The sequence below is a fragment of the Bacillus sp. AFS073361 genome (genome assembly GCF_002567005.1).
Lineage (GTDB): Bacteria > Bacillota > Bacilli > Bacillales > Cytobacillaceae > Neobacillus.
In genome coordinates this window covers 223,036-236,003 of record NZ_NUZU01000004.1, presented here as the reverse complement: position 1 = coordinate 236,003, position 12,968 = coordinate 223,036, and the positions used below count along the sequence as shown (strand labels likewise).

The 12,968-nt window shown below is 44.2% G+C and carries 14 protein-coding genes; all 14 read left to right on the top strand.

Going from position 1 to position 12,968, the window contains the following annotated elements; all coding sequences use genetic code 11:
* The first annotated feature begins 159 nt into the window (after positions 1 to 159).
* Positions 160 to 1,425, top strand: a complete 1,266-nt coding sequence (gene rho, locus COJ96_RS03155) for a transcription termination factor Rho (RefSeq protein ID WP_098571543.1) — start codon at positions 160 to 162, stop codon at positions 1,423 to 1,425.
* A 425-nt stretch (positions 1,426 to 1,850) separates the two neighbouring features.
* Positions 1,851 to 2,066, top strand: a complete 216-nt coding sequence (gene rpmE / locus COJ96_RS03145) for a 50S ribosomal protein L31 (RefSeq protein WP_026568199.1) — start codon at positions 1,851 to 1,853, stop codon at positions 2,064 to 2,066.
* 110 nt (positions 2,067 to 2,176) lie between these two features.
* Complete coding sequence (locus COJ96_RS03140; RefSeq protein ID WP_098571541.1) at positions 2,177 to 2,794, top strand: thymidine kinase; 618 nt, start codon at positions 2,177 to 2,179, stop codon at positions 2,792 to 2,794.
* Positions 2,795 to 3,158: 364 nt separating this feature from the next.
* The gene (locus COJ96_RS03135) at positions 3,159 to 3,668 is read left to right on the top strand and encodes a hypothetical protein (RefSeq protein ID WP_098571540.1); all 510 of its coding nucleotides are present in this window, start codon (positions 3,159 to 3,161) and stop codon (positions 3,666 to 3,668) included.
* A 128-nt stretch (positions 3,669 to 3,796) separates the two neighbouring features.
* Complete coding sequence (locus COJ96_RS03130) at positions 3,797 to 4,420, top strand: TetR/AcrR family transcriptional regulator (RefSeq protein ID WP_098571539.1); 624 nt, start codon at positions 3,797 to 3,799, stop codon at positions 4,418 to 4,420.
* 20 nt (positions 4,421 to 4,440) lie between these two features.
* Positions 4,441 to 5,955, top strand: a complete 1,515-nt coding sequence (locus COJ96_RS03125; protein WP_098571538.1) for a DHA2 family efflux MFS transporter permease subunit — start codon at positions 4,441 to 4,443, stop codon at positions 5,953 to 5,955.
* A gap of 169 nt (positions 5,956 to 6,124) precedes the next feature.
* Positions 6,125 to 7,198, top strand: coding sequence for a peptide chain release factor 1 (gene prfA, locus COJ96_RS03120; RefSeq protein ID WP_098571537.1), 1,074 nt, complete (start codon positions 6,125 to 6,127; stop codon positions 7,196 to 7,198).
* On the top strand, positions 7,191 to 8,156 hold the full coding sequence (gene prmC / locus COJ96_RS03115; protein ID WP_098571536.1) for a peptide chain release factor N(5)-glutamine methyltransferase: 966 nt from the start codon (positions 7,191 to 7,193) through the stop codon (positions 8,154 to 8,156). The genes prfA and prmC overlap by 8 nt, the downstream gene beginning before the upstream one ends.
* Before the next feature lie 119 nt (positions 8,157 to 8,275).
* Entirely contained in the window at positions 8,276 to 9,244 is a 969-nt protein-coding gene (gene spoIIR / locus COJ96_RS03110; protein ID WP_306460576.1) for a stage II sporulation protein R, read from the top strand.
* A 133-nt stretch (positions 9,245 to 9,377) separates the two neighbouring features.
* A complete protein-coding gene (locus tag COJ96_RS03105) occupies positions 9,378 to 9,824 on the top strand; it encodes a GNAT family N-acetyltransferase (protein ID WP_098571535.1) in 447 nt (148 codons plus the stop codon).
* A gap of 184 nt (positions 9,825 to 10,008) precedes the next feature.
* Positions 10,009 to 11,052 carry an L-threonylcarbamoyladenylate synthase gene (locus tag COJ96_RS03100; RefSeq protein ID WP_098571534.1) on the top strand — a complete coding sequence of 348 codons (1,044 nt, stop codon included), beginning with the start codon at positions 10,009 to 10,011 and terminating at the stop codon, positions 11,050 to 11,052.
* Between the two features lie 218 nt (positions 11,053 to 11,270).
* A complete protein-coding gene (locus COJ96_RS03095; RefSeq protein ID WP_098571533.1) occupies positions 11,271 to 11,828 on the top strand; it encodes a manganese efflux pump MntP in 558 nt (185 codons plus the stop codon).
* A gap of 69 nt (positions 11,829 to 11,897) precedes the next feature.
* Positions 11,898 to 12,335: a low molecular weight protein arginine phosphatase gene (locus COJ96_RS03090; RefSeq protein WP_098571532.1), complete on the top strand. Its 438-nt coding sequence runs from the start codon at positions 11,898 to 11,900 to the stop codon at positions 12,333 to 12,335.
* Between the two features lie 172 nt (positions 12,336 to 12,507).
* Positions 12,508 to 12,954: a ribose 5-phosphate isomerase B gene (rpiB, locus tag COJ96_RS03085; protein WP_098571531.1), complete on the top strand. Its 447-nt coding sequence runs from the start codon at positions 12,508 to 12,510 to the stop codon at positions 12,952 to 12,954.
* Positions 12,955 to 12,968 lie beyond the last annotated feature (14 nt).

The following is a 12,968-nucleotide window of genomic DNA, read 5'->3' as shown; positions in this document are numbered from 1 at the left end:
GAAAAATAAGTTGATTAATTTTTTGCATAGAGGGTAAAATAGTAATTGTTTTATTATGCATTATATCTGCAATTCTATTCATTTCATTTCTACTTCTATCATTATTCCTCAACTCTCTTAATAACATCGGATTGAAAAAAATAAAAGTGTGGTGCACAAATGGAATTAACAATTTCAAGTTTAGAAAATATGAAGCTGAAGGAACTTTATGAGCTGGCACGCGAATACAAAGTGACCTACTACAGCAAATTAACAAAAAAAGAATTAATTTTTGCCATCCTGAAATCCCGCGCGGAACAGCAGGGATACTTTTTCATGGAAGGCGTCTTAGAAATTATCCAGTCAGAAGGATTTGGATTCTTACGACCAATCAATTACTCGCCAAGCTCAGAAGATATCTACATTTCTGCATCGCAAATCCGCCGCTTCGACCTTCGTAATGGGGATAAAGTTTCCGGTAAGGTACGACCTCCGAAAGAAAATGAGCGTTATTATGGACTATTGCACGTAGAAGCCGTGAACGGGGAAGATCCGGAATCGGCGAAGGAACGGGTATACTTCCCAGGCCTGACACCGCTTTATCCTAACCGCCAGATGAAATTGGAGACTACTCCAAAATATCTTTCAACAAGGATTATGGATGTCATCGCACCGGTTGGTTTTGGGCAGCGTGGATTGATCGTTGCACCTCCAAAGGCTGGTAAAACGATGCTCTTAAAAGAAATTGCCAACAGCATTACGACGAATCATCCGGAAGTCGAATTAATTATGCTGTTGATTGACGAACGTCCAGAGGAAGTAACCGATATTGAACGTTCGGTTGCTGGGGATGTGGTTAGTTCGACGTTTGATGAAGTGCCGGAAAACCATATTAAAGTGGCGGAACTTGTGCTCGACCGCGCGATGCGTTTAGTCGAACATAAGCGTGATGTGGTCATCCTGATGGATAGTATTACGCGTCTTGCACGTGCCTATAACTTAGTGATTCCGCCAAGCGGCCGGACACTTTCCGGGGGGATTGACCCGGCAGCATTCCACCGTCCGAAGCGTTTCTTCGGGGCTGCCCGTAATATTGAAGAAGGCGGCAGCTTGACGATTCTGGCGACTGCGCTGGTCGATACCGGCTCACGGATGGATGACGTCATTTATGAGGAATTTAAAGGGACAGGTAATATGGAACTGCATCTCGATCGTTCGCTTGCAGAGCGCCGTATTTTCCCTGCGCTTGATATCCGCCGCTCTGGTACTCGTAAGGAAGAGCTTCTTATTCCGAAGGATCATTTGGATAAATTATGGGCAATCCGTAAATCGATGTCCGATTCACCCGATTTTGCGGAGCGTTTCTTGAAAAAATTACGCCAGACCAAGTCGAATGAGGAGTTCTTTGCCCAACTAGGGGAAGAGCTGAAATCGAGACGCTCGTAAACTGCTTGACGGAGTGCTGGCAAATAAGCCGGACCTAGTTAACTTCGTAGAGGACAAGCATGGTAGAGGGGCTTGGATAGGTTCCTTTTTCAAAGACAATGGTTGTTAATTTGCGCTCCTGTTGGTTGGAGCGGAAGGCACGAAGACTCCTGCGGGAGGACGGGGCAGGGGAGACCCCGCAGGAGCACAGCGACGAGGAGGCTCGCCGGACCGCCCGCGGAAAGCGAAGTGCCTGGAGAGGAAATCAACAGGCATGTTTAAATGAGCTTTTTTTAAAAAAAGAACCAACAAATCCCAACTTGCAAAAATAGGATGCCCTTGTTATAATGGGTGCAGTGTGTTTTTAGTATTTCAGTGCATGTCTTCGGACAGGTGCTTTATATAACTCTGTTTCGAATGATTCAGGGCGGAAGGAGATGAAAAGAATGAAAGCAGGAATTCATCCAAATTATAAAACAGTAACGGTGTCATGTGCATGTGGTAATACATTTGAAACTGGTTCTGTTAAAAACGAAATTCGTGTTGAGACTTGTTCAGAATGTCATCCATTCTACACTGGTCGTCAAAAATTCGCTGAAGCTGGCGGACGTGTTGACCGTTTCAACAAGAAATATGGCATCAAAACTCAACAGCAACAATAATTGTAAAACAGTACAGGCAAGAAGCAACACTTACTTGCCTGTTTTTTATTTAAATAAATTCACTTTTTGAAATAGATTTTATGGATTTGCTAGGAAGGAGACGCCGTTTTATGTATTTAATGAAGCAAAGCGGATGGGTTGAGGTTATCTGTGGCAGTATGTTTTCTGGGAAATCGGAGGAATTGATCCGCCGTGTGAGACGGGCTCAGTTCGCTAAACAAAAAATTGCTGTGTTTAAGCCGAAAATTGATAATCGCTATCACGATCAACAGGTTGTGTCCCATAATGGTTCTTCTTTTCATGCGAAACCAATTGCTCATTCGATGGAGATTCTCCACCATGTGGAAGCCGATATCGATATTATTGCGATTGATGAGGTTCAGTTTTTTGATGAAGGAATTGTGCGGATTGTGCAGCAGCTGGCTGACAGCGGCCATCGAGTGGTTTGTGCCGGTTTGGATATGGATTTCCGCGGAGAGCCGTTTGGTCAAATGCCAGCGTTGATGGCCATTGCTGAATCAGTGACGAAGCTGCAGGCAGTCTGTTCGGTGTGCGGTTCACCATCAAGCCGAACGCAGCGCTTGATTGATGGACATCCAGCTTCTTACCATGACCCAGTCATCTTAGTGGGCGCCTCTGAAGCATACGAGCCACGCTGCCGCCATCACCACGAAGTCCCAAAGACTGCAGTCTCCCGGATAAGCATCGAGCAAGAAGCAACAAATTAATATCAGGGTGTCGTCAGTTTACATAATTAGTGCCTGACACCGTAAATGAGCTAAACACTATGATTAACTACAACTGTCTGAGAAGGGGATTCTCGGGCAGTTTTTTTGTTTGGTTAGGGATTGTGGTTTTTGGTTTTTAAGTGTGATTTTTGGGCGTTGGCGAAATTGTTGGATGGTTTGGCGAAATTGTTTTTGAGTTGTGCGAAATCTCGGGTATGTTCGGCGAGATCCCGATGTTGTTTGGCGAAATTCAGCACAGGTTCGGCGAAATCCCATTCAAACTCAGCCGAATTTTACTGCTTGGAAAGATTTCACTCGTCCAGTTGCAGCAAACTCCGGGCATGATAGTAATGGGAGGTGTAAGATGCAAAAGTTTTTGTTGTTTCTCTCATTATGTATGATGTTTTTAGTCAGCGGCTGTAATGGGAATGAAGGTGGGAATCATGGCAATGAAGCGGCATATGACCTTAAGAATGACCGGTCTGCACCAAATTATATGTCCAACCGTGACGGCAATACGCCAGCAAATATGTCCAACCGCGGTGAAAATAAGCAGCGGATGGTGGAAGATGATATTACCAACCAAAATCCTAATTTCCTCAACCTGAATCGAACGGGTAGCGGCTCTGAAACGGGCGGCGGAAAAGACACAGGCGAAGATATCAACAAGGCCAAACAAGTGATTGCTCATTCAAAGGAATTTACGGCCGATTCGGTCTGGGTCAATGGTGACCGGATGTGGGTATCTGTTTATAAAAAGGGAATACAGTCTGAGCAGGGAAAAGTGAAGGCAGAGGCCCGGCTTCATCACAAACTCATTCAGGCTTTGCCGCGCTATAAAATAGAGGTACGCGTAAAGGAAGATCGTAGGTAGCATGCTCTGAATTTCAGGGCATGTTTTTTTAGTGCTATGACACACTGTCACTTTTTTGTTGACACATGACACAGTGTCATATATAATCAGTTTATGACAAGATGTCACATACGTATAGGAGCGAAGCAATGCCAAAACAAACCTATTTTCACTTACCGAAAGATAAGCAGGATAAATTAATTGAAGCTGCTAAAGAGGAATTCTCCAGAGTCCCATTACATGAAGCATCTATTGCAAATATCATCAAAAGTGCGGGAATTCCAAGAGGGAGCTTTTACCAATATTTTGAGGATAAAGAGGATATTTATTATTTCTTGTTGAACCAACTTGCGCAAAAAAATAGTGATCGATTTATTGGCATCCTTAAAGAAAAGAATGGGGATCTATTTGAGACCTTTATGGAGTCATTTCAATTTTTGATAACATTCCATAAAAATCAAGAACACCAAAACTTTTTTAAATATGCGTTTTTAAATATGAATTATAAAGTAGAGAAAACTTTCGCCAATCATGTTTATGAGCAAAATCAAAAAACTCAGTTTTTAAATACAGTCAGCCTCATCAATAGAGAAAATTTAAACGTCGAAAGTGATGAAGAACTACACCATATTTTAAAAATGATGGGTGCGGTAACCTTTCAAAATTTGATCCAAATGATTGTAAAGGAATGGACGGATGAAGAAGCGCTGAGGAATTATAGAGAGCAAATGGACTTACTAAAAAGAGGATTTTATAAAAAAGAATCTAAATAAAGGACAAGGGGATAGGATAGATGGGTACAACATTACAACAAAGAAAACCACCATATTTAATGATCGCAATTTTATTTATTGGGGCAATGGTTTCTTTTCTCAATAACTCACTTTTAAATGTAGCGCTGCCATCGATTATGGTGGACTTAAAAATAAAAGATTATTCAACGGTTCAGTGGTTATCGACAGGATATATGCTGGTCAGTGGGATATTAATTCCTGCATCAGCCTTTTTATTAACACGTTTTTCAAATCGTCGCTTATTTATTACATCGATGGCAATTTTCACCCTAGGGACTGCAGTGGCGGCCTTTGCTCCGAACTTTGGACTGCTGCTCACAGGGCGAATGATTCAAGCGGCGGGTTCTTCGGTCATGGGACCATTATTAATGAATATTATGTTAGTAAGTTTTCCACGTGAACAGCGTGGGACGGCAATGGGTATTTTTGGATTAGTTATGATTACAGCCCCGGCAATTGGCCCTACATTATCAGGTTACATTGTAGAGTACTATGACTGGCGCGTTCTTTTCGAAATGATTTTACCGTTAGCGGTTATTAGTTTATTATTAGCTGTTTGGAAACTTGAAAATGTAATGGAACAAAACAAAAGTGCAAAACTTGATTATATTTCTGTGGTATTATCTAGTATTGGTTTTGGCGGCTTGCTATACGGCTTTAGTTCGGCGAGTTCAGATGGATGGACAGATACAATTGTGTTAACTACATTAATCGTGGGTGGGATCGCGCTCCTAGCCTTCATTGTTCGTCAATTAAAAATGAAAGAGCCATTATTAGATTTGCGTGTATACAAGTACCCAATGTTTGCGCTTGGATCGGTAATTGCGATTGTGAACGCAGTGGCCATGTTCTCTGGTATGATTTTAACACCGGCTTATGTTCAAAATGTACGGGGGATTTCACCACTTGATTCAGGTTTAATGATGCTGCCTGGTGCCATTGTGATGGGGATTATGATGCCCATTACAGGGAAACTGTTTGATAAATTTGGTCCTCGTATTCTAGCAGTAGTCGGACTTGTGGTTACAGCAATTTCAACTTACATGCTAGCAAACTTGCAAATCGATTCTAGTTACTCCTATATTGTTCTAGTTTACACATTAAGGATGTTTGGTATGTCAATGGTCATGATGCCAATCATGACAAACGGGCTAAATCAATTACCAACACGCTTAAACCCGCATGGGACAGCGATCAACAATACAGCACAGCAAGTGTCTGGTTCGATTGGTACCGCTATTCTGATTACGATCATGAATTCTGTGACAAAAACAGAAGCAACCAGCTTAATGTCTGGGGTCGATCCGACAACGCTGACAGAAGCGTCTACTGCTCTATTAACTAAGCAAGCATTATTAGCGGGTATTCAATATTCATTTTATGTTACTCTTGCCATTAATATTGTCGCGCTTGTATTAGCCTTATTCGTTAAACGTGTGGATACAAGTGAAGCAGTGGTCAAACAGTTAGACCAGCAAGAAAACAACCAAATGAAGCCTGCAGCCCTTCAATAAAAATTGATCTTTTAGGTTGGCTTATCGTGATGACGGTAAGCCAGCTTTTTTATATTTTGATCCAAAAATCTCTTTTTTAAAAATATCTCCCTAGAATTTGGTTTTGACGGTTGTTTTCACCTATACTATAATTAGAATGTTATGGACAAAAAATTGAGGTGAATTGACTGTGTTTGATCGTCTTCAATCGGTGGAAGATCGCTATGATAAGTTGAATGAACTTTTGAGCGACCCAGAGATTATTAATGATTCAAAAAAACTACGTGATTATTCAAAAGAACAATCTGATATACAAGAAACAGTACAAACGTATCGTGAATATAAAGAGGCGCGCTCACAGCTTCAGGATGCGAAAGCGATGCTGGATGAAAAGCTGGATGCTGAGATGCGTGAAATGGTGAAGGAAGAAGTTAACGAACTGGAAGCGCAAATCGTGGATTTGGAAGCGAAGATGAAGATCTTGTTGATTCCGAAGGATCCAAACGATGACAAAAACGTTATCTTTGAAATCCGCGGCGCAGCGGGCGGAGACGAGGCGGCTTTGTTTGCTGGAAATTTATATCGCATGTACAGCCGTTTTGCGGAAGCGCAAGGCTGGAAGATTGATGTACTTGATGCGAGCCCGACTGGTCTTGGCGGATACAAGGAAATCAGCTTTATGATTAATGGCCAGGGTGCTTATTCAAAATTGAAGTTTGAAAACGGCGCACACCGTGTACAGCGTGTTCCGGAGACGGAATCAAGCGGCCGGATTCATACGTCAACGGCGACAGTGGTTTGTTTGCCTGAAGCAGAAGAAGTAGACGTAGAAATCAATGATAAAGATATCCGTTTTGATGCGTTTGCATCGAGCGGCGCCGGCGGACAGTCCGTTAATACGACGATGTCAGCGGTTCGTTTAACGCATATTCCGACGGGGATTGTTGTTTCAATTCAAGATGAGAAATCGCAGCATAAGAATAAGGATAAAGCGATGAAGGTACTACGTGCCCGCATTTATGATAAGTATCAGCAGGAAGCACAAGCGGAGTATGATTCTGTGCGTAAATCAGCGGTTGGTACGGGTGATCGTTCAGAACGGATTCGCACGTACAACTTCCCGCAAAACCGGGTGACGGACCACCGCATCGGCTTAACGATTCAAAAGCTTGATCAAATTTTGGAGGGCAAGCTCGATGATATCATCGATGCGCTGATTATGGATGATCAAGCGCGCAGGCTGGAAGATTCCTCAAATGAGTAAAAAAGTATTCGAAGCTCTTCAATGGGCTTCTTCTTTTTTAGGTCCAGCGGGTAGGGATGCCAATGCGGGTGAGCTTTTGCTGCGCCATTTCACTGGGATGAGCCGGGCGCAGTTGTTTGCGAATATGCGTGACGAGTTAGCGCCGGGTGTGTGGGAGGACTTTGAACAAGCGGTTTTTGACCATGCGAAGGGTGTGCCGGTCCAGTATATTATCGGGACAGAGGAGTTTTACGGACGGCCGTTTCTCGTCAATGAAGAGGTACTGATCCCGAGACCGGAAACAGAAGAACTCGTCTACGGTGCCCTCCAGCGCATCAAGCGGCTGTTTGGCGGCACGAAACAAGTCATCAAGCTGGCCGACATCGGAACCGGCAGCGGCGCCATCGCCATCACCATGAAACTGGAAGAAGCAGAACTTAGGGTGGTGTCAGGCACCAATAGAACTACGGAAGTAGGGTTAATGGTGTCAGGCACCAATAATGGCACCGATAGTACTGCGGAGCCAGTGTTTATGGTGTCAGGCACCGATATTGCGGAGGCGTCTTTGGCTGTGGCGCGGGAGAATGCGGAGCGGCTTGGGGCTGAGGTGGAGTTTTTGCAGGGGGATTTGCTGGGGCCGTTTTTGGAGAGTGGGACTCGGTTTGATGTGGTTCTCTCGAATCCGCCTTATATTCCGCTCGGGGATATCACGACGATGTCGGAGGTTGTGACGGAGCATGAGCCGCATCGGGCGTTGTTTGCGGGGACGGATGGTTTGGATTTCTACCGCCGCTTTATGGTCGAGCTGCCGCAGGTGTTAGAAGCGCGTGCGCTGGTTGGTTTCGAGATTGGGGCCGGTCAGGGCGAAGCGGTAGCGGGGCTTTTGCGAAAGGCCTTTGAAGGCTCCAAAGTGGAGATCGTGAATGATATTAATGGCAGGGACCGGATGGTGTTTGCGGAGATTGGCTTCGGGGCTTAAGTTCCGAGGCTTTTTTGAATTAACGGAAAAATTCCCACACCATAACTCTCTGAAATATATTAAAATTTAATAGTTTAAGATTCTGGCATTTTGTCCAAAATGAAGATATCGAAGGGACGGTGCTAGAATTGAAAAGTAAAATGATTGTTTGGGGATATCTTATCGTTTTATCATTAGGAACGATGTTGAATTTATATATGCCAAAGACGGAAGCAGCTCAGAAGGAATCAATTGTGATTCCCGGGGAAGCGATTCGGCTCAGAATTCTAGCGAATAGTGATTTTGAAAAGGATCAAGCGATTAAGCGGAAGGTACGCGATGCAGTGAATGCGCAGATTACACTGTGGGTACAGGATTTAACGTCGATGGAAGAGGCAAGAAAGGTCATTAATGCGAAGCTTCCTGAGATTCAAACCATTTCGGAAAAGGTGGTTCGTGACCAAGGGTCGACGCAGTCGGTGAAAGTCGAATTTGGTAAGGTTCAGTTTCCAACGAAATTATATGGTCAATTTTTATACCCAGCAGGAGAATATCAAGCGATTTTAATTACATTAGGTGAAGGTGAAGGTGCGAACTGGTGGTGCGTGCTTTATCCTCCATTATGCTTCCTTGACTTTTCAAATGGTGTGGCTGTAAGTGATGGGTTTGAAGAGAAGAAGGCAAAAGCAAAAACAGTGAAAGCAAAAACAGTGAAAGCGGAAAAGCCGCAGGCGAAGGTGGAAAAGGGGAAAGAAAAGGCAAACAAGACGGATGATGAAGAAAAAGTGGCCATGGTTAAGGATGAGTCGGAGAGTAAAGTAGCTAAGGTGAACGAGGAAACCGTGGTAAAGGAAGAAAAAGCGGCTGTGCAACACGAACCTGTTGCAGAGAAGAAAGAAAAAGTGGTTGAGAAAAAAGATCAAGTCGTGAAAAAGCCGGAAAGGCTGATTGAAAAAGAGAAGCCTGTGTTCAATGAGATTTTGATTGAGGACGAGGGAGAGTCAGTGGAAGTGGCTAAGAAGGAAGCGCCTGTGTATACTTCCGAAGATGAAAAGCCGGTAGAAGTGAAGTTTTTCGTAGTAGAGATGTGGGAGAAGATGTTTAACTAGACCAGTTCCAATCGAGGAGCTGGTTTTTTTCGTGTTATGAATAAATTTACTAGATTCCTGAATCTAGCGGTTCTATTTGTTCTAGTTCATCCATATTCATAGAGTAGAATCTTAAAAAGAGGTGGATGATTGGATGCAGGCATTGATTCGCAGGGCTAAAAAAGAAGACTTGGGCAATTTACAGGCATTTTTATCGAGGGCGGGGCTGGGGACGGATGGATTAAATGACGATTCGATTGACTATTTTCTGTTGTTAGAGAGTGAAGATGGAACATTAAAGGGGACGCTTGGGATGGAGGCGTACACGGAATTTGGACTATTGCGTTCCCTTGTGGTGGCACCTGGACAAGCGGAGAAGGAAATCTTCGTCCTATTTGATCAAATGGTCCAATTGGCGAATGAAAAGGGGATGAAAGATTTGTTTTTGGCAACAAATAAGAGTGTGGCTTTACCGTTTTTTGAGCTAATGGGCTTTCAGAGAGTTGAACGGGAGGAATTACCTAGCGAATTTTATCAGTCAGAACATATTCGACACGTTTTAAATGTGGATAACTCATTATTTTTAAAATTTTCATTGTAATTGTGGATATATCCACAAAGTTATCCACTTTTTCACGGAAGTTGTGCACAATTTGTGGATAAAGCTTGTATTTATACACAGCTTCTTTTATACTTTCAAACGTATTAAGTGAAAAATATGAGTCTAGGTGACTAAATTCGCCAAATTTCGCTAGTAGACTCGCTTGAGATAAAGGTGGATAACTATGAACACGAAAGTTTGGAAAGTGGATAAATATGTGGATAAACTTGAAAATAATCCACAAGTTGTGGATGCAGCGAATTTTTTAAGGGATAACGAAGTGGTCGCTTTGCCGACGGAGACAGTCTATGGCCTGGGCGGGAATGCGAAAAGTGATGCGGCAGTGGAAAAGATTTTTGCCGCGAAAGGCAGACCGAGTGATAATCCACTGATTATCCACATTGCGGAAAAAAATCAGTTGAGTGAGTTTGTGGCTGAGGTACCGGAGAAAGCGGAGCGATTAATAGAAGGTTTTTGGCCGGGCCCGTTGACGATTATTTTTAAAAAGAAAGAGGGCGTCCTTTCGGAAATAGCAACAGCAGGCTTAGCGACGGTTGCGGTCAGGATGCCGGACCACCCTGTTGCGCTGGCGCTGTTGAAAAGTTGTGGATTGCCGATTGCGGCGCCGAGTGCGAACAGTTCGGGCAAGCCGAGTCCAACGACAGCCGATCATGTTTTGGACGACTTAAATGGAAAAATTGCTGGTGTGATTGACGGCGGTGCCACAGGAATTGGCGTGGAATCAACAGTGGTTGATTGTACGGAGTCCATACCGGTGATTTTGCGGCCAGGCGGGGTAACGAAAGAACAACTCGAATCCGTTGTGGGTGTGGTTCATGTCGATGCTGCGTTAACCGATGAAGCGGCACGGCCGAAGGCACCAGGTATGAAATACCGTCACTACGCCCCGAATGCCCCACTTTTTATGGTGTCAGGCACCACGGAATTTCTTCAAGGTTTAGTAGAAGAAAAGCGGCAGGAAGGGTTGCGGGTCGGAGTGCTGACGACGGAAGAGAATGCCCGGTTGTTCGAGGCTGATGTGGTGCTTGCGTGCGGGAAGCGGGCAGAGCTGGAAACAGTGGCCGCCGCACTTTATGACACGTTACGAAGATTTAATCAGGAAAAGGTCGACGTTATTTTTAGTGAAATCTTTCCGAACGCAGGTGTCGGACATGCCATCATGAACCGCCTTCAGAAAGCTGCGGGAAATAAATTGATTACCGAATAACACTGCCACCAGGTTCTCCTCTTAGTAGGGGACTGGTGGTTTTTTGATGTCTTTTTTGGGGTGTCATTTTTGGTGTCAGGCACCATTAATCATATGAAGACGATGGAAAGGGTGTCAGGCACCATATGTGACGAAGGTTCCGCTTTCCCAGCTTGACTTCTAAATTTGTTTGGACGTGCATATGCTTAGTTTAGTTAGTCCAAGGGGGCGGGGTCCGAATGTCTGAGATGATTAGTGAATTGATAACTTTGATGTTAATGGCGTTTGCGCTAGGGATGGATGCATTTTCAGTCGGGCTTGGCATGGGAATGTACAAACTTCGGCTTAAGAAAATATTCAATATCGGCCTAACAATAGGCTTGTTCCACGTTTGGATGCCGCTTTTAGGGTTGCTTGCTGGGAAATTTTTATCGGATAAGTTTGGTACGTTTGCAACCTTTATCGGCGGTTTTCTGTTGATTTTGCTAGGTATACAAATGGTCTGGTCAACCCTTAAAAAGGGGGACGAGAAGGTCATTTCCCCTGTTGGCTTTGGCTTGTTGATCTTTGCCTTGAGTGTAAGTCTGGATAGTTTTTCTGTTGGTCTTACTTTAGGTATTTATGGTGCGAAGACAATCATGGTGATTATCTGTTTTGGCATCATGGCAACCGTGCAAACGTGGTTAGGATTACTGCTCGGCCGGAAGATGCAGGGCTGGGTGGGGGCCTATAGTGAAGCGCTTGGCGGCGCGATTCTCCTTGCGTTTGGGATAAAGCTGCTTGCTCCGTTCTTGTAAGGAGGAAATCCTTTGCGTACCTATGGTAAAATCATTACATAAGAATCATGCAAAAAGGAGGCACACACATTGCAGCGCATTTTATTTGTATGCACAGGAAATACCTGCAGAAGTCCAATGGCCGAAGCGATTTTGAAAAATAAACAAATGGACGAGATTGAAGTGAGGTCCGCAGGAATCTATGCAGCGAACGGTAGTGAGGCATCCACACATGCGAAAAAGGTGCTCGAGGACAATGGGATCGCGCATAATCACCGTTCCAGCTTGTTAACCGGTGTCGAAGTCAATTGGGCCGACCTCATCCTCACTATGACGTCTTCACACAAGATGGCGATTCTCCAGCAATACCCAGAAGTGGGCCATAAGGTCTTTACCTTAAAGGAATACAGCGGGGAAGGCTTCAATTCAGATGTGGTCGATCCTTATGGCGGCTCCCTGGCGATGTATGAGCAAACCTTTCGTGAACTAGATGAATTAATTGACAAGGCCATTGGAAAACTAAAGTAATACTTGATGGAATGCTCTCTTTCTTTAGAAGAGGGCTTTTATTTTTGAACAGGGAACTTTCTATTTCAGCGAGGGTATGTCAAAATAAATCAGGAGAGCGGAAGTGTCCATTTGTTGTTGGGCCTGCGCTGGGACATACATAATAGCAAAAGGAAAACAGGAGGGATTTTTCATGAAAGTAGCTTTAGCATCAGACCATGGCGGGGTTAATCTTCGCAAAGAAATTGCCAGCTTACTCGTAGAGCTGGGCATTGAATACCAAGATTTTGGCTGTGAGTGCGAAACTTCGGTCGATTATCCAGATTATGCACTGCCGGTTGCTGAAAAAGTGGCGAAGGGTGAATTTGACCGCGGCATCCTGATTTGTGGGACGGGGATTGGCATGAGCATTGCGGCCAACAAAGTAAAAGGAATTCGCTGTGCATTGGTTCATGATACCTTTAGTGCGAAAGCAACGCGCGCCCATAATGATTCCAATATCTTAGCGATGGGCGAACGCGTCATTGGTCCTGGCTTGGCCCGTGATATTGCCCAAGTTTGGCTGACCGGTGAATTCGAAGGCGGCCGCCATGCTGGCCGGGTTGGTAAAATTGGCGAATACGAGGATAAGCACCTTTAATTCACTTAGATCAA

What these genes read in the sequence shown, in the direction of transcription:
- rho (WP_098571543.1), top strand. Translation starts at nt 160, where the DNA reads ATGGAATTAACAATTTCAAGTTTAGAAAATATGAAGCTGAAGGAACTT.
- rpmE (WP_026568199.1), top strand. Translation starts at nt 1,851, where the DNA reads ATGAAAGCAGGAATTCATCCAAATTATAAAACAGTAACGGTGTCATGT.
- COJ96_RS03140 (WP_098571541.1), top strand. Translation starts at nt 2,177, where the DNA reads ATGTATTTAATGAAGCAAAGCGGATGGGTTGAGGTTATCTGTGGCAGT.
- COJ96_RS03135 (WP_098571540.1), top strand. Translation starts at nt 3,159, where the DNA reads ATGCAAAAGTTTTTGTTGTTTCTCTCATTATGTATGATGTTTTTAGTC.
- COJ96_RS03130 (WP_098571539.1), top strand. Translation starts at nt 3,797, where the DNA reads ATGCCAAAACAAACCTATTTTCACTTACCGAAAGATAAGCAGGATAAA.
- COJ96_RS03125 (WP_098571538.1), top strand. Translation starts at nt 4,441, where the DNA reads ATGGGTACAACATTACAACAAAGAAAACCACCATATTTAATGATCGCA.
- prmC (WP_098571536.1), top strand. Translation starts at nt 7,191, where the DNA reads ATGAGTAAAAAAGTATTCGAAGCTCTTCAATGGGCTTCTTCTTTTTTA.
- COJ96_RS03105 (WP_098571535.1), top strand. Translation starts at nt 9,378, where the DNA reads ATGCAGGCATTGATTCGCAGGGCTAAAAAAGAAGACTTGGGCAATTTA.
- COJ96_RS03100 (WP_098571534.1), top strand. Translation starts at nt 10,009, where the DNA reads ATGAACACGAAAGTTTGGAAAGTGGATAAATATGTGGATAAACTTGAA.
- COJ96_RS03095 (WP_098571533.1), top strand. Translation starts at nt 11,271, where the DNA reads ATGTCTGAGATGATTAGTGAATTGATAACTTTGATGTTAATGGCGTTT.
- rpiB (WP_098571531.1), top strand. Translation starts at nt 12,508, where the DNA reads ATGAAAGTAGCTTTAGCATCAGACCATGGCGGGGTTAATCTTCGCAAA.